Origin of the sequence: Butyricimonas sp. BSD2780061689_150309_C8 (assembly GCF_015560935.1) — a bacterium.
GTDB lineage: Bacteria > Bacteroidota > Bacteroidia > Bacteroidales > Marinifilaceae > Butyricimonas > Butyricimonas paravirosa.
Genome location: NZ_JADMSV010000010.1, coordinates 34,930 through 59,918 on the forward strand (window position 1 = coordinate 34,930; position 24,989 = coordinate 59,918).

Genomic DNA, 24,989 nt, shown 5'->3' on the forward strand with positions numbered 1-24,989 from the left:
AGAGGAGGAGCTGGTAACTTATCCCGAAGACAGGGAGTATTTCAACTCTCCCTCTGTTTATAGAGGGAGTACGGCGAAGCCGGGAGGGAGTTTGAAAAATGACTTTTTGGACAGTTCTAATTTTGGGAACTCCCGTCTATTTCGTGTAAGTCAATGGAGTCGTGATCCAGTCCAGATGCTGCCACGGACGTACTTTCTGCATGATATCAAAACTGGATTGCAGGAATTGATGTACGGCATCAAACGGGTCATCATAAGCCAAAGCATCTTCCAGTGTCAGAAAAAACTCTTTCTTCTCGGGCTTGAATATTGCCATCGCGGGACGAATCAAATGATCATTACCTTTTATATCACTTATGAAAGGATAAGGCAACCCGTAGAAAGCAGGACGAGGATAATTTACGTCTCCCGGCCAGAAACCGCACTCGAAATAACGTTCATCAAAAGCATGATCTGAAATCGGTTTATTCATGCCAAACGGAGCCGATTCACCGCTATACACAATTCCAGTGAGGTCCATCGTACCGAAATAATAAGCCGGTCCATCCACTTTTCCCCGGAAACCGGAAAGGAATCCCCGTAATGCCTCATGTGCAAAAAGATGGTTCTGGTGCCAAAGTTGTACGGCCTCCTTATCGTAATGATGATGTTTAGTGTCCTTGTCAAAATCAATCGGATCGTAGAACTCCTGCGCACGGACATTGATCGCTGTCGGGGAACCGATCTCTTCCAGTCCCTTCATGAACTGTTTATAGAATTCCATCACGGAAAGCCCGTCCTGTAAAGTAAACGTAACCACTTTCCCGTTTCCGTTACGGAAAATGACCAAATGTTTCATAAAATTTGCCTGAATCTCGAAAGGAGAATCATCACCGGGTATAATCCCCGTGGATACCCCTTCCACCGTCAAGTAAAGACGCACGTGTGCCCACTCGGGACGTTGGTGACAACGCATCAATTTCACTTTGCCCAACATCTGAAGGTACATATGCAGCGTGTCGGCAGTTCCTTGCCAATCCGTATAATTTAAAAATTTCTTGTTCATCTTATTATTTTTTATTTCGTTATCTTTTTTCTTTAACGGCCAAGGAGTTAAAAAGGTTCTACTTTTCCACCGTCTAGTTACTTTAAAATTGATTTTACTAACAAATGATAAATTTAAGGAAACTATTTTTTAACATTCCCGTTATACCTTGAAAGATAAAAATGGATATGAAATATAAAAGACTGTTTCTAGGAATATGCCTAACGCTACTGGTGGTGATAAGTCAGGCACAAGAACGGGTGTTACCGAAGTTCAAACTCGGGGGAGCGCTCCGTTTTAATTACAATTTCTGCGATTGGAAACCCGGACATCGTGACCGGGGTGGAGATTTTGGTTTTGACGTGTTATACTTCAAATTGTCAGGTTCCTACCGAAATATCATTCTAAGCGCGGACTACCGCTTTTACAGTAAAGATTTCGGTGGTCCAATGCTGAAATACGGGTGGATCGGCTACCAGTTCAACGACAAAAGCCAAATGCAACTGGGGCTAACGGGAGTGCCTTTCGGTATTCAACCTATCGCCTCGCACAACTTCTTCCTGCAAATCGCTTATTACATCGGACTGGAAGACGATTCTGATATGGGAATCAAGTATTTATATCAAGGTGACACGTGGGATTTTACTCTCGCTTTTTTCAAGAATGCAGATGAACTACTTTTCGGGTCAGATAACGAGACTTCCGATGATCGATACGGTTACGACGTGGCCGGACGGAACAAAGAGATCAATCAATTCAACGGACAAGCCTTTTATAAATTCGGGGAATCTACCCGGCAACGATTAGGCGGATCGGCAGAGTTCGGACAACTTTACAACCTCGACACCCGCAAGAACGGTACACATTACGCTTTCGCCCTACATTATGAACTAACCACGCAAAAAGTCAGTCTGAAAGCACAATTGACAACTTATGCCATGAATCCTAAAAATGGCGAGGGAGACGACGATGAGCTGATCTCGATGACGGCTTACGGGGCTCCCTATCTGGTAGCCGCCAAAGCAAACGTGTACATGTTGGGAGCCGGATACACGATCCCGGTAAACAGGAAATTTCTCAAGAAAATACAAGTGTACAACGACTTCGGTTGGCTCGACAAACAGAACAACGATTACAAAGATAGTTTCCAGAACGTCACGGGATGTATGCTGGACGGTGGTCCCGTGTGTATTTACGTGGATTACGCTCTAGGTAAAAATCACGGGTGGCTGGGACCTGATTTCAACGGTTTCGGTGCCGGTGGCGAAAGTGATTCCTGGCATGCCCGTTTTAACGTGAACGTGGGTTATTATTTTTAACTTTTAAACGCAATGCAAATGATAAAAGAGATTTACACGCTATACGTGGAACGTTGGCACTTTTTCTTGGACCTCACGTGGGAACACCTGCAAATATCGCTGACATCCATCGTGATCGCCACGATTGTCGGATTGGGGCTAGGAATCATGATCAGTATGTACCGCAAGGGTTCATCCACCGTGTTGGGCCTCACGAACTTCATTTACACCATCCCATCAATTGCCTTGTTCGGTTTCTTGATTCCTTTTTCCGGAATCGGTAACACCACGGCCATCATCGCTTTGAGTATTTACGCCCTGCTCCCTATGGTCCACAATACCTACACGGGAATTATCGGTATCGACAAGGAGATTATCGAGGCGGCACGGGGAATGGGCAGCACAACCTTCCAGATACTCTATAAAATACAGATTCCTCTGGCATTTCCTGTTATCCTGTCGGGAATACGTAACATGGTCGTGATGACCATTGCCCTCACGGGTATCGCCGCATTTATCGGTGCCGGAGGATTAGGAGTAGCCATCTACCGGGGAATCACAACCAACAATTCGGCCATGACGATTGCCGGGAGTTTATTAATAGCCCTGCTGGCCTTGCTGGCAGATTGGGGCGTGGGACGCTACGAAAAGTATATTAAAAGAAAACGTAAATTACTATGAAAAAATACATGAAAAACGGACTACTTGCACTATTCATTGGCCTCGTATTCCTGTCGGGATGCGAGTCGAAAAAAGACACGATCCATATTGCCACCAAACCGATGAGCGAACAATTCATTCTCGGAGAGATGCTTGCCCTACTCATTGAAGAAAACTCCGATCTGCACGTGAAAATCACGAAAGGCGTGGGTGGTGGCACGAGCAACATTCATCCGGCCATGATCAAGGGAGATTTCGACCTTTACCCGGAATACACGGGTACAGGCTGGTTGGTGATCTTGAAAAAAGACACGCTACTCCCACCCGACCAATTATTCTCCGAGTTACAAAAAGAATATTCCCGGGAATACGGGCTGAAATGGGTTGCCCCGTACGGCTTTAACAATGCTTATAGCTTGGCTGTAAGTAATGAAATGGCAAAAAAATATAACTTAAAAACATTTTCCGATCTGGCCCTTTATCCCGATTTATTCACTTTCGGGGCGGAATATGACTTTTACGAAATTAATGACGGGTACGCGGATCTCTGCGCCTACTATAACCTCAAATTCAAGAAAAACTTGGATATGGACATTGGATTGAAGTACGAAGCCATGAGATCCGGCAAGATTGATGTGATCAACATTTTCACGACGGATGGACAGTTAAGCCATGCGAATCTTACGATTCTAAAAGATGACAAACACTTCTTTCCTTCCTACTATTGCGCAACAATAGTACGAGAGGAAACATTGAAGGAACACCCGGAACTGGAAAGGATACTGGAAAAGATGAACGGTATACTGACTGATCAGGAAATGGCCGACATGAATTACAACGTCGACGTGGAACATCGTACGGAACGGGAAGTTGCCGTGGAGTTTTTAAAGAAAAAAGGTTTACTTAATCCACAATTGAGTTATGGAAAATAATGTTGCTATTCGTTTTGAACACGTCAATAAATCATACGGGAACCGGGAAATATTAAAGGACTTCAACTTGGAGATCCGGAAGGGCGAGTTCCTAACCATTATCGGAAGTTCCGGTTCTGGGAAGACAACCGTACTAAAGTTAATTAACGGGCTGATCTCTCCCACTTTCGGGATCATTTATGTCGATGGGAAAGATATTTCGAAGGAGAACCAAACACTTTTACGTCGTAACATCGGGTATGTCATTCAAGGTATCGGACTGTTTCCTCACATGACCATTCGTAAAAACATTGCTTACGTCCCCAGCCTACTGAATCACAGGAATAAAGAACGTACCCGCAAAGCGGTGGAACGATTGATTGACGTGGTCGGTCTTGACAGGGATATGCTCGACCGCTACCCGGCAGAACTGTCCGGTGGTCAACGCCAACGAGTTGGTATCGCCCGAGCCCTTGCCGCAAACCCGGATATCCTACTCATGGACGAACCGTTCGGGGCGGTTGATGAGATTACACGCAAAATGTTACAGAGTGAAATTATTCGTATTCACGAGCAGTTAGGAGTGACTATCGTGTTTATCACCCACGATATAAAAGAGGCCCTAAAACTGGGTACCCGAGTTATGGTCATGAACAAAGGGCTTGTTGAGCAACTGGACACCCCGGATCATATCAGGAATACCCCGGCAACACCTTTCGTGAAAGAATTAATAGAAGGCTGACACTTACAAGTCAGTCTTTTTCTTTCCATTTCACATCACTATTCTTTTTGATGTATATCCGCAATGCGACATAAACATTCCAAAGTAAAATAACCAAACCGACAAACAGTATTAGTTTTAACACCACATACAAAATTCCAACCACTCCTCCTAACATCATACTTATTATTATTGATTAAACACTTATTTCTATCGAGTTAGGAAAGTTAATGAATATTTTTAATATCTCCTAATAAATCAGCTTTTATGAAAAAATACTTTCTCCGTTTTATTTATAAAATTTGCTTATATTTGCACGAAACGTGCGTACTATGAGAAATTACAACCAGTGTGAATCCGGTCTTATCTACAATGAATTTTCCGTCATTCTGATACAGACCTTTACTTCTGCCGGAATTGAAATTCCCTTGAACCCCGAAACGAATTTCTTCATCAAAAAGGATGATGACGGGCATTTTGACGACCAGTTGTTTACCCATTCGGATAAAGTCATCAACCGTTATCGTTTGAAAGGGTTCGATATATGTATTGACATTGACGGGAACGCTCCCGCTAGGCTATGGGGACACGTACATGTACGGGCTGCCGTATTCTTCAACAAGACAGTTGAAATCTCCTACCGGATTATCGTGAGCCCGACAGGAAGAATTAACGGGACCAAATTTTGCCAAACAGATGTTCCATTCAACACGGATCAACTGATTGCCGTGGCGGGGATCGTGCAACATGTGGAACATTGGGTTTACAACAACAAGAAGAAAGGCCAAGAAATCGACGGTTCCTTGAAAGTCGTTTCAATCAGTGACCTGCACATCGACGAAGAATCACACGTCCACACGACAACCGTGAAAACAAAAGGTGTCACTTTCGATGAAGTACAAAAGCGTTACCGCTATTTCTTTGACGGGCAAAGACAAAAAGATTCAAGAAAAAGTAAAGAATCCAAAGAGTTCGAATACGGATGGCATAATTATATCTTTCTGGATATTTGGGAAAGTATCGGTCACGAGGGACGAATCCGTTTTGACCAGATGCGGGAAGACCAAGTTATCGAACATATCGAACAATGTCACAAGGCGGAACTCGTGGGCCTCATGAGTCTTTACCCCGAAGAGTGGCCCTACCGCATGGATTCCAGTTTTGAAGATATTTGTGGGAAAAACATCGCCATTGACACCGATGATCTTGTGCTGGCAAATGAAAACATGAGTCTCGTTATCGGTACGTACGGAAACCGTGGGAAAGAAGCTCCCACCGACTGGAAAAAACACTTGGCCCGACGAGACCGTTATCACGTCAGTTGGCCGGAATATCTTGTGTTAGTCGAAATCCTGTTGGCTAAAAAACACACGATCAACTACGTGCTGAATAAATATATCTTCAATTCCCGACAAGCGATCAAGGATAACAGTCACCCGGAATCAAAGGACGGACAACAGGGATTCACAATCATCAATGACAAGATTCTGGACATGATCGAGCAGAATGCCCGCCTAAGCATCAGCTTATCCGATGTCATACTGCAACTCGATTCGGTACGCTACCTGCGCTATATGTCTCACAAACACATGTACCACGAGACAAGCCGAAGACTACGAATTGACGCAGACGAGCAGCAATTAAAGGACATCACGGAAAGAGTGGATAAATCCTTGACAAATGCCAACAATATAGCTGATCTGAAAGAGGCTAACAGCACGAAGAATATTCTTCTTTTCATTTCCATAGCCTCCCTTTTCGGAGTATTATTGGAAGGTAACGGCGAGGCTCCCGTGTTTTCGATGATTTCCAAAGAATTTGGGATATTCACAGCTGTCGTTCTGGTCGTTATCACTTCTATTGGTATATATTTCAGTATGAAAATCATGATCCGGGTAATTATTCACTACCTTCGGAAAAAACATAGTAAAAGAAAATCACACCAAATTTAATTTATATATATGATACAGACATATTCTATCGATTACAGGACGCAACTCTGCGAGTTTTTCTCTCGCATTATCGAATCACACAAAGCCTACATTTCCCACGGGGAACTACAAATGGGAATCGCTCTCGATAGTAACGAGCTTGCTCCTAATTACAAGGAAATGTGGCTAAATTATCTCGATCGACAAGTAGAAAACCCGGACAACACGCTCCTGCTATATCTGGAAAACGGAACAATTATCGGGTTCGTATTGTTCGGCATCACGAATGACGGAGCCAGACCTTACGGGGTTATCTTTGACCTCAGTGTCGATCCCGCGTACCGGGGAAAGCGTATCGGACAGGAACTCCTGCAAAAAGCGACGGAAAGTTTCCGGGACAAAGGAATACAGGATTGTTATCTCGAATCGGGCGTCAACAACCATTCTGCCCATCAATTCTTCGAGCATCACGGCTTTAAACAAGTATCCGATATTTTCCGGTTAAAATTGTAGAAAACGAAATTAACAGATTAATTTCTTCAAAGGGATTCCGGTTGTGTTGATTGTTTCAAGATTATTGATTGCCAATTGACACCACGTTTCCCATTTTTCCCCGATATTGAATTGACATTTCCAATACTCCTGCAATTCAGCATCATCAACCTGCTGAATAAATTCTTTTATTGCAGATAATTCCCGGTAGAGTTTCCCAATCACTTTTGACACACCAGGATAACTCTCTCCGTTTTTCGTAATACACTCCTTCCCTCCTGCCGAGAAAATATCTCTTAGATTCGGACAAACAACTCCTTCTTGAGTTGCAAGCCAAACAGCCATACGATTGAATTTATCCGAACGATTACTTAATAACTCTGGGAAAAAGATAAATCCTTTAATTTGGTATTTCTGTTTCTCTTGCGGAGATAGCGAACTCCACATACGAATCACAAGGTTAGATACCTTAGAATGATCATTATCCAACCACCATAATTCTTCCCCTTCTTTAAGCCGGGAACGATAGTAATCAAGAATGGTTCGAATCGGATTCGGTTGACAACGCAATTCATCATAAGGAATTCCCAACTTGTCAAAAATTGTTTCTCCTTTTAATAAATTCATATCTACCAAATAACGAGGAGAGTGGGTTACCACGACTTCCGATAAACACTCTTCGTAAGGCTTGCAAACAAAACAAACCGGTTCACACATTTTTCCAAACAAAAGGTATACTCGCTCCACATCTTCCACTCGAGTCCCCTCGGCAACACTACTTCCCGTAGACTTCCAATGATTAGCTTTCGTTGTTTTCACCTCAACCCCGTAATAACCACCAATAACAATATCAGGAAAACGTTGCCCGGAATATTTCACGATCTGATCTTCAAAACATGTCCCGACAGCACATTGTTGCAATACCTCCACGACTTTGTCTTCTAATTTACTACCTAATAAACCAGTATACCTTTCCGGAAACGTCAATGCTTCCCGATTCATGAAGTCTATTACTTTTGCTAATAGCTCTTCGAAAGCACGATCATCTTGCATATGAAAACTAAATAATGACTTCATCAGGTTCGAAATAAAGATCCCACAAATTCTCAATTCGTTTTCCTATATGGTAAGCCAATAAAGGCGGAACGGCATTTCCTATAATCTTATAGGCTGCCGAAGGACTTAGAATATATCTCTGTTTGTTTTCCTCATGAGGAATCACAAATTCATAATCAAGAGGGAAAGTCTGTATCAACGCACATTCTCGCGGGGTTAAACGACGCTCTTTCAATCCCTTTTTCAATTCCTTGTCAATGATACCGCCATGTTCTTTTGACAGTCGTCGATATTCAATGTTACCATGATGTTCAGCCCGAATCGTCGGCCCGATCCCGTTAACATCCACCTCTGTCTGACCTTGACAATGAGTACCCATAAACTTGGCTTTGGAATAGACCTTTTGTGCAGGATCATCACTATCTTCCGGTTCCTTCAACCCGGCAAACATCCCTCCCACCGTCTGGGGGGGCATTAATCCCTTATTCTTAATATGATATGCATGACTGGGCGACGGATAAGGCACGTATTCATCGGGGATAACATCACGCATCAAAGCCTCACGGGCTGCAGGTGTTAACGCAGATTTACGTATACCGATAAAAATTACCCTCTCACGGGATTGGGGGACACCGTAATCCGCAGCGTGCAGAACACGAGGTTCCAGCACGATATACCCATCTCCATCTGCCCGGGAAAAATCCTGCTGAATAATCTCCTTCACATTGGAAAGATTTACCAATCCTTTCACGTTCTCCGCGATAAACAGCTTGGGCTTCGTGATTTCAATCACCTCTTTCATCCACATATATAACTTACCGCGGGTTTCTTCCGAGGCAATCTCCCCATCAATAATTTTTCCCTTATGATCTTTATGAGAATTGAAACCGTTACGTTTCCCCGCCACACTGAAATCCTGACACGGGAAACCTCCTGTAACCACGTCTACTTTTTCCGGGAAAACCAATTCCCCTGCCCTGTGCCGTTTCACGAGATCCACGATACTTTCCTCCCGGTAAACATCCGGCGTGTAACCGTACTTGGCGAAATAATGGGTCCAAGCCGTCCGGGCCTCTTTCAAAATATCATTGGCGAAAACAAGTTGAAAACGAGTAGAATGTAATTTTACCAAATCACCTCGCTCTTGCTTTTCAATAAAATCAGGATTACTTTTTTCATTAATACATCCCTTATGGATAGAGAATCCTCCTTCCAATCCTAAATCCATTCCACCACAACCTGAAAATAAAGATAATACCCGAATCGTTTTAGATGCCATTTACTTGTACGTTTTTACACCTACAAAAATAACAATATTTATCGGGTTATTGACACTGCTCGGAAAATTTATCCGCCATTTATTCCTTCCTTGGTTAATCTACCATTTAACCAATTCCCCCAAGTGTTACCTCCCCGGGTTCACAACGTTAATTCCATTACAATCCCACCACTTTCATTCCCGTGAATGCCTCGCTCGCAGCATGATCAAAAAAATTGATTAACTCCGCAAAACTTATCCACGTGTAAACAACAATACTCGTGATGACGACCAGTAGTAGAACTACGATTACCATTTGATTCCATTTAGTTTTCATCTCTTTTCATTTTAAAAGTTACTAACTCAAATCAAACTCTCGCTCCTATCATTGCTCACTGTAAATATATAACATTATTTTGTATTTACCAAACATTTTCTTAATAGAATCATAAATTTAACATCGTGTAAAATATATTCCGAAACACCACTCACAAGTCCAGTTCCCGACGACAATGAATCAGCCGGTCACGCAAATATTTGATACTTTTGTTCTTTTGAACCTTCACCGTGTTCACACTAATACCCAATTTATCGGCAATTTCCTTCCCGGAGAAACCACTAATACTTAATTTCATGATCTGCCGTCTCACTCGCGGTAAATCACCAATATGAAGATGTAGCAAGCGCACGATCTCTTCCTGCACGGTGTCCAGCATGAAATCCTTCGAGAAATCCTCGTTTTCTTTCTCTTGGTCTATTTTATCAAGAATCATCGCCCTCTTTTTCTTGTTACGGATATATAATAAAGAATTATTATACAAAGATTTATACAAGTACCCCATCAATTCCCGGCCGGAAGCGAACCGAATATCCGAGTGCCAGAGATTCACCAGTAAGTCCTGCACGATGTCCTTGGAGCAATCCATATCCTTCACGATCGACTCCACGTACACGCACATCGCCGCATAGCAAGACGTGTAGAGTTGCTCCCAGCATCTTTCATTCTTCGCGTTAATGCCCGACAAAATAGATTCAAGGTTTACCATATCTATTTCTATTAGACGTCAAATATCATTTACATAGAGATAAAACATCAATTGAAGACACAAGAACGACCAAGGGGCGAAGATTCAATAATCAAGCGATTATCTACCCCTCGTCAGAAGAATTTAATTCACATTTTCCCTTGTCCCGTTCTCCGTTTGTTACAATTTGTTTATCTAATAAATCCTATCACTTAGTACCACATATTCAGAATAAAAATACTTAAAAATGAGATAAGTACTACCTTAAAAGACAAAAAATAAACGACTTTAATAAAATTGTTTAACAATCCAGCCGTGTAGCCGGATTGTTAAACAGCCTTCTATCAACACTCCTTAAATCCTATATTGCATGTTTAGCCGGACCATCATACCGTATATCGATAATCTTGCCATAACTCTTGGTTGACATCCACTTCGGGGTTATACCCGTGCCAAAATGAGAGTTATTCACGTTGAACATATATATTTCCCCGGTTTCAAGCGCCACGGTTAAATCCATCCCCATCGCACCTCCCCCACTTCCTGATTCTGTCGATGAGATCCGGGTAATCTTCCGTCCACCAAAATCAAACAACTTCACCGGATCCGTTCCTCCCGTTCCCCGGAATATATATCCCCACAACTCGCTGTCATTCACCCCGGAACTAAAGAACAGAAATTCATATTGCCCGTTGGGAGAAACAAAGAATTGGCCATCTTCATGAATCGCGTATTGGAAAGCCGCCGGAAAAGCCCTTTCAACCTTGGGTGTCGCCTTGTTTATCCACAAATCATAATCTCGAGCAAACAGGAAGGTATAGATACAATATTGCCCTACGTTCGCACTCCCTGCCCGGTTATCCTTGTAAAGCATAAACACGTCGGCAGTATTCCTTGGACGACCCGATTCCGACTCGACTTTTCCCACGTAAGAACCACAATAAAGAATGTCTATATCTTTTAAGTCATTCAAAGCGAGAGTTATTCCATTGACAGGTTCAGTAAACACTTCAGTAATCGCATTCGCATCCCCCCAAACTCCCTCGTATTCCAAATCATTCTCATTCTGAATATAAAGCAAACGATCATGCAGAACATCAAGAGCAAAAGTTCCCGTAATATCCCCGGAGTAAGACATCCGTATCAAACGATCAATTTTCATTCCTCCTTCTATCGTGGCAGGAACATCAATGTATTTACCCGTGAACCATACATCCAGATTTTCCACCGCTTTCAAATATACCCCCCCATCTTCAGAGAGTAGAACATGACACTTTGAATTCGCCACTGCATCCTTGAAGTTCACGTTAGGTAACACACCATTCATGAAATCATCTTTCAAGTAAAGCGCCCGACGATAATCCTGATTTCCCATGTAAACCGGGCCAATACCCCCATTTTGAAGAAGAAGTAACATTCCGGGGGCTGACGTACTTCCACCTGCCAACCAATGGTTCATGATCTTCACCGGACGACCACCCAGTTCCTGCCCCTCATTCTGCGTCGGGTAATAATTCAACATTTCGCGGAAACGATACACGTAATTATCCCCCTCCCAACTACTCACGTCTTCAAGTATGGAGAAACAGGCCTTGCCATCCACCTCGGAAAGCACCATCCACGCCTCTGATGTCGATTCACTATTCGTTGGCCACATGGCTAATTCTTCATGAATGATTTGATAACCTGTCACCGTGTCTGTAATAAACAGGGAAATCCTTATGAAACCACCCATATCCGTCTCCCAAACCAACTTCTTGCCGAACCCGATCGTTTTCAACTCATCGGTAGTCCCATTCTCGGCAATCCACTCGAATTTCAAAGCGAGAGCCGTGGAATCACCCGTGTATTCAAGAATAGGTTCGACCTCCACCACGTCACCTACCGTTAAAGCCCAGAAACTCCCAAGCTCTTCCTCGTTCGTGATATAACCGAGAACTTTCACCTCAGGAATCCCCGTGTAGTCATAATTTCCCTTATCGTCAAAACAGCCGTAAAGGAAAAACATCACAACCGCACACCATATATATTTATGTATCTTCATGACATTCATTTTAATTATCCAACAATAGGAACACTCATTTCCACGTCTCCATCCATGACCGGAGTTCCGGCATTTTTCAATTCCAGCAAGTGGTATTTCAACTTCAAAGCGTAATACCTTAATTCGGTAGGACCAAAATTAGTCATATCACTAATGCCGGTAGCCTCGATAAATTCCGCGTATTTAGCATCACTATAATCACCCAGGTAATAACGTGCGATATGGGCATCCCACCAAGCCGGAGCTATCGCCTTCGAGGTAAAAGCAATCCGCTGACTACGTGCATTTTTTGTCGGTCCGATTTCGAAATCAGTTGTCGGAGAGACTTTCAAAACTACCCGGAACATCTGGTTATCCAATTTTGCCGTTTTGATCAATTTCAACACGAGCGTGTCACGTTCCTCGCCTGCCTGCCATGTCCTCTCGGATTCGAAATCGAAATCCGTTCCCTTTACGGCAGTAGTCAAGCTCTCATCTACTTCAATCCGGTAGGTCATGTTCTCTGTCACCGGGTCACCGGCAAATAATAACTCCAACCGAATATCATGCGTGGTCTCGTCCGGGTAAAAGAAAAAAGACTCGGTAATACTATCGGCCGTTATTCCCTTCGCGAAGTACAAGTACCTCGTCGAATCGTAAGTCGTGAACTTATCCTCGGAACAAGCCGCAAAAACGCATATGGCCACGAGAATTATAATTATGTATCTCATCTCAATTTACTTTTTTAGGTTTACAAATTCTAAAAGACCACTTCTTCGCTTTTAGGAACAGGCAACGTGTACAGGTTCCGGAAATCAACATTTTGTAGCCCGTCAAAAACAGGCAGGTTCAAGCGCTTGAACAAATAGAAAGATTGTCCTTCACCGATAAATTCCTTCCGGGCATCTGTCAACATCGCCTCGATATACCCCATTTCCGTGGTGATCGTGTTCAAGTCATCCATAGAAATATCACCCCGGGAACTTCTGATTTCTCGTAGCAAATCCACGGCCTCACTTACTTGCCCGATAGATGCCAAGTACTCACCCTTGATGTAATACAATTCACTCTTGCGTAAAATAGGAAGATATGCAACATCATTATTCCCTTTTTTACTCTTGATAGACAAGTAATTTCCGCTCAACATACTGAGCAAGCGTTCAAATCGCCCGTCAATCTGGTGCTGTGCCGGGAACAAATCATAAACATTACGTATATAAAGCGGTCGCTCGGCCGTCATAAACGGGGCATTTATATCTCCCGCACGGGTATTGTAAACATTAAAAACCACGTCACTCAACAGGCGACCATGCCCCGGCTCAATCCAGTCCATGTCTTCAAAGCCCCACGGTTCCCACTTACCGCCCATCGCGAAAGCCTCCTCGATAGCATCGTACGCTTTCTTTTTCTCTCCCATATAGGAATACACGCGTGCCAACATTCCCCGTATGGACGCCATGTTCAGACGAGAACGTTGGTGACCGAAGAATTCCGCGATTTCACTCTCGGTATTCCAATCCGTCCAAAAACGTTCCATGATATGCCACATCCGGATAACTTCCTCGTTATAATAATCACTATAAACAATGGCTGAATCCCACGGGACCATACACGTGTGAGCCTCCAGTAAATCACGCACCACGTTCTCCAACACTTGTTTTACAGTCAATTTATTATTAATCACGGACTCCGAGCTAGTCACGTAAGGAATCCACGAGCCATTTTCATTCACCGTGGGAGCCGGGGCAAAAAGTCGGAGCAAATCGAAATGTACAAATGCCCGCACGGCAAGAGCCTCTCCCCGTATTTTCAACCGTTCGGGTTCACCAAGCTCGAAAATACTGTTGGAGGCTTTATCCACGTGTTCGATAATATTATTACAATCGGCAATGACCTTGTACATCCCCGACCAAATTCCGTCGATTATCGACAGGACATTGGCATTTTCGTACTGGCGATCATTCACCTCTTGGTAGGCATTATCCAAATTCTGCCGGACATAATACTGTCCTAGAACATCCAGAAAACCCCACGTCAATTCCTGGGCATACAGACTACTGCTCCCCAGACTTTTATACAAACCGTTCACCTGCATCCGGAAACCGTTTCCCTTCTCGTACAGGTCATCACTACTCACTTGGGTTTCCGGGCTTACCTCGAACCAATCATTACAGGAAGTCAAGGCAAAAAATAGGAAGAATCCCATGATATATCTTATTGTTTTCATAATCACAAATTTAATTCGATTAGAATCTAACATTCACGGAAAAGTTTACCGAATTTGCATACGGGTAACTTAAACCTCTTTCAGCCTTCACCGTGGAAAGCCGCCACAGATCGTTCGTTCCGACTTCAATCCGGATATTCTCGATCCCGATCCGTTTCAACATCTCCCGGTCCAACTCGTAACCAATCGTCATGGAATTCCAACTCAACACGTTATTCCGCTGCATAAAACGGGAAGTCGGATCGGTGGTCTGCCTGTTATCCTTAATATCCTTATACATGACGACATCCCCGAATTTCTTCCAACGCTGGCTCATGGCACGACGATCCACGTTATATTCCTCAATCTTGGCATTTTCCACCTTGTCAATCAGCGTCTCGTTATAGAAATCGCCACCAAATTCATACAGGAAACTGGTACTGAACGTGATGTTTTTCCACCGTAAATTCACGCCGAAAGAACCGGTACCCCAAGGCATTTCATCCCCGATATTTCGCATCTCGGTGGCTATCCAATCGTAGCTCACCGTCCCATCCCGGTACACGTAAAGTTCCTGCCCGTTTGCAGGGTCTATCCCTAAGGATTTCAACCCGTACTTCGCGGAAAGGGATTGCCCTTCCTCGTATTTCGTCATCACCCGGTTCAGATTTGGATTGTCCTTGTCCCAGAGACTTTCGATTTCTTGGTTGTAATACTCGTTCACCGCGTCATTATAAGCCTTCAAGGCATCGGATATTTTCTTTATCTTGTTCGTATTGTGTGCTAAATTGGCAAAAACAGCCACGTACCAATCCACAGTACTAAGCAAGTCACTCCGAAACTGGATCTCGAACCCCTTGTTCTCGACCTTTCCCATGTTACTCTTGTACGTTCTGAACCCCGTGGAACTCGGCAACGTGACATCGGTGATCAGGCCGTTTGTGATTTCATTATACCATGAAAATTCAAGATAAAGTAAATTTCTCAATAACCCCAGCTCAAAACCGACATCAAACTTATTCGTCTTTTCCCATTTCAGATCCCGGTTTCCGCGGGTCGTCATCAAACTTGACGCCGGACCGGAAATATACCATTCGTCAATATCAATCTCGTGAGTAGGAACTGCCGCGTATGGTGCAAAATTCACCTTACCCGTTTGCCCGAAGGAACCCCGTACTTTAAGATGATTGACAAAACCGTATTTCTCCATGAACGCGTACTTGTGAATATTCAATCCCAAACCTCCTGAAAAGAAAGGAGCGTAACGTTTGTCGGAACCGAACTCGGAAGAACCGTCAATTCGAAGAGATGCATCCAGAAGGTATATATCCTGATACGAGTAGTTCAAACGGGCGAACATACCGAATAGACGAGTTTGCACTTCTTGGAAATTAGGCTTATATGGCATCGACCGGGCAAATTCGGGTGAAGAAAACTCGGCAGACTGAAACCCTTTATAAGTTCCGGTATTCGTGCGCCTGCGTGTCGTTTTTACTTCCAATCCACCCCCGACATTGATGTTATGACTATTGATCGATTCATTATAGGAAATAGCCAGTTTCCCCTCCCACGAGGTGTATTCCGTGTTCGTTAAAGTTAAACTCCCCACGTTAGTCCGGTCATCACCATATTCCAGATTATTTTTAACGGACAAAGGATCAATAAAAGCCTCCCGTTTACCCGTGGAATGGCTGATGCCCAACTCTCCTTTTACCCAGAAAGTAGGCTTGATAAACCAATTCACGCTCAAGTTCTCAACCAGCACGTTAGTTTGTCCCTTGTCATAATTGCCCAAATCGGCCTCGTATAACGGGTTGTACGGTTCGAAATCCAATACCCGCGACCATTGTAAAATACGCAACATTTTACCGTCGTCATCCTTGTAGCGCTCGTAGGGTAACATCTTGGTATATTGCGAGAATTCCCCGTAAGGTGATTCCTTCTCTTTTGTCACGCCATAACTGATATAATTACTCACCTGTACTTTTGAGGTCGTGTAATAAATCGAGAATCCAGCATCGATACGATCCCGGTAAGATCCTTTCATGACCCCATTCTCGTTATTATACCCTAAATCAATTCCGTAACGGAATTCCTCGTTTCCCCCTTCCAGGTACAAACTATGCTTATGATTAAATTCTGTACGCAAGGGTTTCGCCAACCAATAGGTGTTCACTCCCTCCCGCACGTTTTTCAGTTTCCCCTGGTACTCCTCTATTCTTATTTTTTTAAACCAAAAATCCTCTCCTTCGGCCTCGTACATTCCGGATGCCACTTCTGCCTCCAGTTTCTGACGGGCATTCATCAGGTTATAATCATTCAAGTTAGGCATTGAAATCGTCCCGACCATGTTGTAAGTCACCCGCACTTCTCCCGATTTGGGAGCTACCGTCGTGATGACCACCACGCCATTGGCTGCCCGGGAACCATACAATGCTGTCGCTGCCGCATCCTTGAGAATGGTTATACTCTCGATACGGTTCGGGTCCATGTCATACACTTTTTGTATCGTGGTCTCGAAATTATCCATGATGAAGATCGGCAGGTTGGGATTATTTTCCAAGGCTGATTTGGAGAGCGTGTTGCGGTCCAAATCCTTCACCCCGATACTCGATTGTCCCCGGATCTGCATCTCCGGTAAGGCGTTCGGGTCGGAACCCCATTGGTTATTGGTCTTCACACGGAACGAGGGATCGTATACCTCCAAGGCTTTCATGACGTTTGTTTTAGAAACCTTCAATAGTTCATCCCTCGAAACGGTCACGGAATTACCCGTAAAACTCGTTTTCCGGACATTACCGTAACCGGTCACGACCACTTCTTCCACCTCTTTCGTGTCAGATTTCATACGCACCACTACTTCCTGTGCAAAGTTCGTGATCGCAACCTCTTGGGTTTCCATACCGACGAAGCTTACCAACAAGTAGATCGTATCCATCTTGGGTAGACTGAACACGAACATTCCTTGGTCATTCGTGCTTCCCCCGATGCTGGTTCCCTTCACAATCACCGTGGCACCGGGCAGACTCATTCTCCTTTCATCCAACACTTTTCCCCGGACGGTAACGGGCTCTAAGGTTTTCTGCCGCTTTTGGATCACGATCATGTTCTGAAACAAGCGGAAAGTATATTCCGTTCCCTCCAAACAGGCTTGAAGTACCTGTGAGACCGGAACAGATTTGAAAGCATGTGTCACGGCCGGAATTTTCTGGATTTCCTCGTTATTGAAAAGGAAATCAAGTTTCGTGTGACGTTTGATGTAATTGATCACGTCTATAAAAGGAGCTTCGCTGAACTCCACGGTCAATCTCGGTTCATCGTTCGACTGTGCCCGACTGACTCCGATTCCAAAGGACTGCAACAGGATCACCAGCATCAATAACGTGCCGACTCTCCCGCGTTTTGCAGATAGATTAGACTTCTTCTTTTTCATATAGATCAGTTTTAATTTTCATAAGGATGAAACCTTGCTTGACATCATATCCCATTACGATCTCCCGCACGGGTTTCATCGCGGTTTGTAGATTAGTTAGTAGGTATACTTCTCCCATTTAGAATACCTATGGTTCTATCAATTCATGTTTAAATGTTAATTTCTTACGTGCTTTAATTTTGTTTAATGGTTATCATTCCATCCCTCAAGGAGAATTGTAGATTTGTCGTGGTACTTAATGCCTCCAACAGCTCTTTCAGTGGCATAGTACTGGCAGGCGCCCCGGTAAAACGACGCTCTCTAATTCCCGGAACCGCATACAGTACTTCTACATCGTACCAACGACAAATCTTCCTCATGATCACATCCAGTCTTTCGTTACTAAAACCGAATTTTCCATCCATCCATGACACTACGACATTTATATCTGTTTTTTGAACCGTCATCCGGTTATCACTTGTTATCGACACTTGCTCGCCCGGTAGCAACCGAACCGTATCACGCCCGGAAGTAGTTTCCACTTTCCCGGTTAACAAGGTGACACTCGATGCGAATTCATCATCATAACTCATCACGTTAAAGCTGGTTCCCAGCACCCGCACGTCAAAATTCTTGACCGACACGATAAACGGGTGTTCCTCGTCTCTGGTCACCTCGAAATAGGCCTCTCCTTCCACGTATACTTTTCGCTCTTCCCCACGGAAAGCCACCGGATATTTCATCGTTGACTGTGCATTCAGCACAACCCAGCTGCTATCAGAGAAAATGACTTTCTGCCTCTCTCCTTTGGGTACGATCAGCGTGTGGTATTCGACCACGCTTTCCAAGGTATCGTTCTTCACGTACTTGTAGTTCAAGGTTCTCAGACCCTCAGAATGTAATATTCCTCTCATGTCTAACACGGTTGCCTCGTTTTTATGAGTCAACGGGATCATTTGATTATCCCCCAGGATTAGACGAACGCTATTCCGGTCGATGGTTGTCTCGATCACAACTTCCAGATTCTCTTTGGGGAAATCCATTGTCGTCCGCTCCGACCACCACACGCCACCAGCCATGATAAAGACAAGCAAGGAGGCTGCCACGTAAATCGTACGACGCACGCTCGTGGTCAAGATTCTCCGTTTCTTATGTTTCCGGATTCGTTTCAAGAAACAAGAAAAATCGGCAATCTTATCGTATTTCTCGTATTCTTTAAAACGTCCCATGATAAAACGATCATCTTCCAGATCCCGTTTCAGTTGTGCCCACTCCGGATCTTCCAACAACTCGTCCAAGCACTCCTCTTCGGGTTGCGTGAGCGTTCCTGCCCAGGATTTTAGAATCAAATCCAATATGATATGTATGCTATCTATACTCATAACTATCTAAAGAATACTTGAAATACAAATTGGTACTACTTTTCCAAGGAAATTATCTTCCCCTTCTTCTGATAGACACGAAAATCGCACCGATCAGTAGAGCAATCGGGATAAACCACTTGAATAGTATATCCGTGACTTTTACTCCGGTTTTTCCCAAGAACAAACGATTGTCTATCGACTTCGGACGACGCACATCTACAGGAGCTTCCCCGTCTGAAAGCCACGAGAAGGAACCCAAGATTATGTAGAAATTACCGGATTCGACTTCTTCACGGGATTTAAAGAGTTCCACGTTGCTGATGCAATCCGCGTCCCCCAGTATCACGATCTTCTGTTCCCGATCTCCCATCGGACGGGACAGAGCCACTGCCGTCGTGTATAGTTGTTCTATCTCCCCGACTGCCGGGTTAAAGCGAACCGTGTCGTCGATAAAGTTTATCGTTTCCAACTCGTTCCACACGCCAAGGGTATCGGTCTGCAAGACCGGGGTCACCTTGAATCCCTTGTCCTCAGTATATTTCAATCCGGCAGCCCCCGGCATAACGGCACTCATTTTCCAGTTATCCATTGTCTCGTAGAAATACGATAGCTCTAATGCTCCGGGCGTCGGTCGGGACATCACCAAATCAGGTTGGAAGTTCTCCGTCGGTTTGACCAGTACTCCTTCCATGAGTTCCACACCGAAGAGCTGAGTCAACGGGTTCATGTAGTCCCGGCTATTCGGATCACCCACGATAAACAGGTTACCTCCCCGGTCTATATATCGCTGTAGACGTTCCATCTCTTCTCCGGTGAGGGGTTTTGCCATGTCGGCTATGACCAGAATATTAACTAAGGTCGGGATATCCTCGTTCAGATTCACCTCCTGTACATCAAATCCTTGATTCAATAGAGCATAGCGGAAACGTTTATCACGGGCGAAACAGGCATAATCCCGGTCTCGATAAAGATTCATGTCCCGTTCCCCGTGTCCAGTCAGGAATCCAACCGTGGGCAGTTCCATGACCATCCGTTTAAAGGCGGCTGAAATCTCTGCCTCGGAAGGGTCACGCCGCATATCATCAAATTGTCGCAGGAACATCTTCTCGCCACTTTCCCGGGTCACTTGACGGACAAAGCGATTATCCTCCGGAGTTAAGTCAATGATCTGTTTGATCTGATCGGGACTTAAATACCTCGAAAACTTGATTTTATAGGAGTGTGCAATCTGTCTGGCTCTTTTTTCTAAAGGAAGATCAGATAGAAATCCCCTTCTTTTTGTGTTTTGAACCGAGTCGTAATAGTACACGTATTCCATCTTGATCTCCGGTTTAAAACGAACGTATTCCCGGAAATTGCCCTTATCGTAATTCTGATAACGAGGAATGGCTTTCATGAAATCATCATCCAACAGGTTACTATAGGTTGTGATTGTCAGACCACCCTCCAGTTTTTTAACGATTTCCTGGCTATTCGGGGTGAGCGTACGGCTCTTTTCCCGGGTCGTATCAACATATCCCATCAGATGAGGGCGGGAACTCAGATAACCGACAACAGCCACCACGAGGAAGACTCCCACGTATTTCATGGCATTCCGTCCCTTGGAAGCATGGCTTACCCGAGACGATAGTTTAATGATCGAGAACCAAAGGAACATTCCCGGAACCATGATGAAGTAAATCATATCCTCGCTGGAGATCAATCCTCCCGTGAAACTTTCTGCCCGTCCCCGAAGCGATAACCAGAAGGTTATATCCCGCACGAAATCAATATCCTGCCAAATTCCACTCACGAAGTTTAAGAACGTCAGAAGTACGAAGGTTCCCACCGCCGCGATGATCTGGTAAGAGGAAATCGTTGACATGAACAGACCGATCGAGGCATACGTGCATATCAGCAAATAAATACCCAGTATCCCGGTAAGAATATAGCATAGGTCAAAGTTTTCCACCACGAACAGGCTGTAAATCACGTAAAGCACAAAGATTCCCACCAACAACAGGGCAAAAATCATCATGGAAAGGAATTTTCCCAGAATGATCTGTGAATTCGTCATGGGCGAAGAATGCAGTAACTTAATCGTACCCCCTGCCAAATCACGGCTAACCAATCCCATCGTCAACAAAGGGATATAAAGGAAAAGATAATCCTGTATATTATAGAACAGGCGATTGAAAAGCGAAGCACTGATAAATATCGTATCATAGCCCATGGCTTGCTCCCGTTCGATCATTTCAATCATCCCGGAGAAAATCATCCCCGATTGAAACGTAAATATAATCAAAACCAACCAGGCTACAGGCGAGTAGAACAACATCTGCAACTCGGTCTTTGCTATTTTATATATCATATTCATAAAATAAACTTTTAAAGATTAACGGCCGCGGCGACGCACCCATATAATGATCCCGGCAAGAGCAAGGAGAACAGGTATCACGATCATGAACACGATAGACCAGACTTCCATGGCAGCCTCGCTGATATACAATTTCCGATCGATAGGTTCAGCTCCTGATGTATTCACTGGTAGCTCTTCATGCGACAACCAATAAAAAGCGGCATGCTTCAACATTCCATTAAAATTCCTAACCTCTCGTCGTCCCATAGCAAATTCCCCGTTACTAAGGAAATCCGTGTTTCCGGCAATAAGAACCCGTTGTTCTTGACCATTCACCTCACGGGTTAATGCTAAGGTTGTCGTGAAAGTTCCTGCTTGATCACCCGCTTCAGGAGTATACAGAACGGAATCCCGCACGAAATCCGTTGACTCGATTCTATTCCAACAACCCGTCGTATCAGTTGAAAGTAACGGTGTAAATGTTATTCCGTCTGTTTGGGTATATTCCAAGCCCACGCACCCCGGCATGGCCACGCAGCCTTCATTCTTACGGATAAAATCCAATGCTGACCAAAATGCAACACCCTCGTCCGTCGGGATAGCCTGAATCAAATCCGCTTGAAGTAACGGGGTGGGTTGCACCAATTGACCCGGCATGAAGCGAACTCCAAACTGTTCAATAATCGGGTTCATCAATTCCTGTCGTCCGGGACCTCCCAGAACAAAAAGATTACCTCCCCGGTTAATAAACTCTTGTAAATGGTCCATTTCTTTTGCCAATAAAGGGGATCTTAACTCGGATATGACTAGAATACTAATACTATCCGGAAGCGGTGCATTTAAATAAACCTCCTCGATATCAAATCCTTGGTTAATCATCGACGAGCGGGAGTTTTTATCACTGGAAATCCGCTTGTATTCCCGATCCCCCTCCCGGTAAATATTCCGTTCGCCATGTCCGGCAAGGAAACCGATCGTAGGGACATCTGATACCAACCGCTTGAACGCAGCCGAAATCTCTGCTTCTCCCGGTGAATCTTTCCAACCTCCTTGGAAGTAGAAACGCAAATATGCCTTCTGTCCATTCTCCCGTTCAATGACCCGAATAGTCTTATTTCCCTCGGCACTCAAATCTTCAATCTTCCGCATCTCTTCCGGGGATAAGAATATCGAGAAGGGCACACCGTAGCTTTCACTAATTTGCTTCGCCCGCTCCTCGTCGCTCATATCAGGATACTGTTCATCCAGTTCCGTATTATTCGCATTATCATAGAAATAAACATATCTGATTTTCAGATCCGGCTTAAAACGTGCATAAGGACGGAAAGTTTCTTTATCGAAATTAATATGATTGGGCAAAGTACTCCAAAAATCCTTATCCAATAAGTTCGTGTAAGTCGTGATCTTCACCTTTCCATCCAGTAATGCCACGATCTCCTGACTACTTTTACTCAATGAATTACTCTTGGTACGGGTAGAATCATGATATGCCATCAATGCCGGGCGGGAACTCATGTACCCCAACATAATCGACACCAAAAACACGCCCAGATAAATTCCCCAGCGAGTAGTCCAGCTCCGTTTCTGTACCCGATTGATGAGCCGATAAACCGTCCATGTCAAAAACAGGAAAATCACGATCAGGAAATACAACACATCCTCGCTACAAATCAACCCGTAAATAAATTCTTCCGTCCGTCCCCGTATAGACAACCAGTAAGTAATATCCCGCACAAACTCGTAATCCTGCCACACGCCACCCACGTAATTAAACATGGCCAAAATAAACAACGTCCCGAAAGCCGCCATCACTTGATAAGAAGTCAAACTGGACACGAACAAACCAATCGCCGCATATGCACACAGCAACAGGTAAAGCCCCAACATTCCCGTCAACACGTAAGGAAAATCTATATTTTGAATCGTACATACCCCAAAAAGTACGTAAAACAACAAAATACCCATCATGGCCAACCCGAATATCATCAATGCCAAGTATTTACCCAACACGATTTCGGCATTACGCAAAGGAGCCGATTGCAGCAACTTGATCGTCCCGCCACTCAAATCCCGGCTAATCATGTTCATCGTGAGCAAGGGAATATAAAAATACAGGGTTCCCTGTACATTCCCGAAAAGTTGCCCGAAAATACTAGTCACTCTCCACGATTCGTATCCCATGGCCTGCCGAACTACAATATCTTCCAGCATCCCGGACATAATCATCCCAACCTGGTAAGCAAACACCACCAAAAGCAACCAAGCAATTGGTGAATAAAACAAAGACTGTAACTCCGTCTTCGCTATCTTGAATATCATTTTCATAAGCTCTCCTTTTTAGCGGTTCTTACTCTTGGCCGACAATTCGGCAAACACGCTATCCATGGAACTCTTCTCCATACGTATCTCCAACAATTGCCAATTCCGGGTCACACTCGCCTCCACGATCTGGGTAATCGCCTCCCGGGAATCCGAAAAGTTTACCCGGTAATCCATGCCTCCCATACTCACCGCATCCTCCACACCGGAGAGCATCTTCAACTCGTCCACTGGCGGGGCCGATGCCAGACTCACGAATATCGTGTTCGGTACAATATAATTATCAAACTCTTCCACCGTTCCGGCAAAAACGACTTGCCCTTCCTCTATCATCCGGATATAATCACACGTAGCCTGTACTTCCGACAAGATATGCGTGGAGAGAATCACCGTACGTTCCTCGGCAATCTCTTTAATCAAATGCCGAATCTCCACGATCTGATTCGGGTCCAGCCCGTTGGTCGGCTCATCCAGCACGACAAATGCCGGGTTGTGAATAATCGCTTGGGCTATCCCCAAACGTTGCTGATACCCTCCCGATAGATTGCGAACCAACCGTTTGCGGAAATGGCTTAACCCGCATCGTCCCATCACCACCTTAATCGCCTCGGTCACTTCTCCCGTGGGAATACGACGAATATTAGCCGTGAAAGCCAAAAATTCCTCCACGGTCAAATCATTATACAAGGGTGGTTTCTGGGGTAAAAAACCGATATAGCGCTTAGCCTCCACCGGGTTCTCTCTCATACTTACTCCCTTGATGAAAACCTCCCCTTCCGTCTGTTTCAACACCCCGCACATAATGTTCATCGTTGTCGATTTACCCGCCCCGTTAGAACCTAATAAACCGTAAATACCGTTTTCCGTTATCTCAAAATTAATATCCCGAATCGCCCATTGTACACTGTAACGATGAGATAAATGCTCTACCTTAACAATTGATTCTTCCAT

Annotated in this window: 20 protein-coding genes; 6 read left to right on the top strand and 14 right to left on the bottom strand. The window is 44.4% G+C overall.

Going from position 1 to position 24,989, the window contains the following annotated elements; genetic code table 11:
• Positions 1-136: 136 nt before the first annotated feature.
• The gene (locus I2I33_RS09715; RefSeq protein ID WP_087420173.1) at positions 137-1,045 is read right to left on the bottom strand and encodes a DUF5996 family protein; all 909 of its coding nucleotides are present in this window, start codon (positions 1,043-1,045) and stop codon (positions 137-139) included.
• A 167-nt stretch (positions 1,046-1,212) separates the two neighbouring features.
• Between I2I33_RS09715 and I2I33_RS09720 the strand changes: the two genes are divergently transcribed.
• From I2I33_RS09720 to I2I33_RS09730, 4 genes are read left to right on the top strand one after another with little or no spacing between them, the layout of a single operon-like run.
• Positions 1,213-2,343 carry a hypothetical protein gene (locus I2I33_RS09720; RefSeq protein ID WP_087420172.1) on the top strand — a complete coding sequence of 377 codons (1,131 nt, stop codon included), beginning with the start codon at positions 1,213-1,215 and terminating at the stop codon, positions 2,341-2,343.
• 18 nt (positions 2,344-2,361) lie between these two features.
• Positions 2,362-3,003: an ABC transporter permease gene (locus I2I33_RS20280; protein WP_087420632.1), complete on the top strand. Its 642-nt coding sequence runs from the start codon at positions 2,362-2,364 to the stop codon at positions 3,001-3,003.
• A complete protein-coding gene (locus I2I33_RS20285) occupies positions 3,000-3,914 on the top strand; it encodes a glycine betaine ABC transporter substrate-binding protein (protein ID WP_087420171.1) in 915 nt (304 codons plus the stop codon). Before I2I33_RS20280 ends, I2I33_RS20285 begins: the two co-directional genes overlap by 4 nt.
• Positions 3,904-4,635, top strand: coding sequence for an ABC transporter ATP-binding protein (locus tag I2I33_RS09730; RefSeq protein ID WP_087420170.1), 732 nt, complete (start codon positions 3,904-3,906; stop codon positions 4,633-4,635). Before I2I33_RS20285 ends, I2I33_RS09730 begins: the two co-directional genes overlap by 11 nt.
• A 10-nt stretch (positions 4,636-4,645) precedes the next feature.
• Here I2I33_RS09730 and I2I33_RS09735 read toward each other — a convergent pair whose 3' ends face one another.
• Positions 4,646-4,795, bottom strand: a complete 150-nt coding sequence (locus I2I33_RS09735; RefSeq protein WP_158571833.1) for a hypothetical protein — start codon at positions 4,793-4,795, stop codon at positions 4,646-4,648.
• A gap of 151 nt (positions 4,796-4,946) precedes the next feature.
• On the opposite strand from I2I33_RS09735, the gene I2I33_RS09740 reads away from it, so the two are divergent.
• Both I2I33_RS09740 and I2I33_RS09745 read left to right on the top strand, forming a co-directional pair.
• Positions 4,947-6,566 carry a hypothetical protein gene (locus I2I33_RS09740; protein WP_087420169.1) on the top strand — a complete coding sequence of 540 codons (1,620 nt, stop codon included), beginning with the start codon at positions 4,947-4,949 and terminating at the stop codon, positions 6,564-6,566.
• Positions 6,567-6,575: 9 nt separating this feature from the next.
• Positions 6,576-7,058 (top strand): GNAT family N-acetyltransferase, encoded by a 483-nt coding sequence (locus I2I33_RS09745; protein WP_087420168.1) that lies wholly within the window; start codon positions 6,576-6,578, stop codon positions 7,056-7,058.
• Positions 7,059-7,067: 9 nt separating this feature from the next.
• Here I2I33_RS09745 and I2I33_RS09750 read toward each other — a convergent pair whose 3' ends face one another.
• From I2I33_RS09750 to I2I33_RS09805, 12 genes are all read right to left on the bottom strand, one after another.
• On the bottom strand, positions 7,068-8,114 hold the full coding sequence (locus I2I33_RS09750; RefSeq protein ID WP_118594257.1) for a hypothetical protein: 1,047 nt from the start codon (positions 8,112-8,114) through the stop codon (positions 7,068-7,070).
• Entirely contained in the window at positions 8,098-9,372 is a 1,275-nt protein-coding gene (locus I2I33_RS09755; RefSeq protein ID WP_087420166.1) for a DNA cytosine methyltransferase, read from the bottom strand. The genes I2I33_RS09750 and I2I33_RS09755 overlap by 17 nt, the downstream gene beginning before the upstream one ends.
• Positions 9,373-9,529: 157 nt before the next feature.
• A complete protein-coding gene (locus tag I2I33_RS09760; RefSeq protein ID WP_158571832.1) occupies positions 9,530-9,688 on the bottom strand; it encodes a hypothetical protein in 159 nt (52 codons plus the stop codon).
• A gap of 151 nt (positions 9,689-9,839) precedes the next feature.
• Positions 9,840-10,397: a sigma-70 family RNA polymerase sigma factor gene (locus tag I2I33_RS09765; protein WP_087420165.1), complete on the bottom strand. Its 558-nt coding sequence runs from the start codon at positions 10,395-10,397 to the stop codon at positions 9,840-9,842.
• Between the two features lie 340 nt (positions 10,398-10,737).
• Positions 10,738-12,420: a PKD-like family lipoprotein gene (locus tag I2I33_RS09770; protein WP_162613729.1), complete on the bottom strand. Its 1,683-nt coding sequence runs from the start codon at positions 12,418-12,420 to the stop codon at positions 10,738-10,740.
• A gap of 14 nt (positions 12,421-12,434) precedes the next feature.
• Positions 12,435-13,130 carry a DUF4843 domain-containing protein gene (locus tag I2I33_RS09775; protein ID WP_087420163.1) on the bottom strand — a complete coding sequence of 232 codons (696 nt, stop codon included), beginning with the start codon at positions 13,128-13,130 and terminating at the stop codon, positions 12,435-12,437.
• A 29-nt stretch (positions 13,131-13,159) separates the two neighbouring features.
• Positions 13,160-14,626 (bottom strand): RagB/SusD family nutrient uptake outer membrane protein, encoded by a 1,467-nt coding sequence (locus I2I33_RS09780; RefSeq protein ID WP_162613728.1) that lies wholly within the window; start codon positions 14,624-14,626, stop codon positions 13,160-13,162.
• Between the two features lie 19 nt (positions 14,627-14,645).
• On the bottom strand, positions 14,646-18,038 hold the full coding sequence (locus I2I33_RS09785; RefSeq protein ID WP_087420161.1) for a SusC/RagA family TonB-linked outer membrane protein: 3,393 nt from the start codon (positions 18,036-18,038) through the stop codon (positions 14,646-14,648).
• A gap of 173 nt (positions 18,039-18,211) precedes the next feature.
• Positions 18,212-19,399, bottom strand: coding sequence for a FecR family protein (locus I2I33_RS09790; protein WP_087420160.1), 1,188 nt, complete (start codon positions 19,397-19,399; stop codon positions 18,212-18,214).
• A 52-nt stretch (positions 19,400-19,451) separates the two neighbouring features.
• Positions 19,452-21,737, bottom strand: coding sequence for a Gldg family protein (locus tag I2I33_RS09795; protein WP_087420159.1), 2,286 nt, complete (start codon positions 21,735-21,737; stop codon positions 19,452-19,454).
• Positions 21,738-21,755: 18 nt separating this feature from the next.
• Positions 21,756-24,044: a Gldg family protein gene (locus I2I33_RS09800; RefSeq protein ID WP_087420158.1), complete on the bottom strand. Its 2,289-nt coding sequence runs from the start codon at positions 24,042-24,044 to the stop codon at positions 21,756-21,758.
• Positions 24,045-24,056: 12 nt separating this feature from the next.
• Positions 24,057-24,989 (bottom strand): ABC transporter ATP-binding protein, encoded by a 933-nt coding sequence (locus tag I2I33_RS09805; RefSeq protein WP_087420157.1) that lies wholly within the window; start codon positions 24,987-24,989, stop codon positions 24,057-24,059.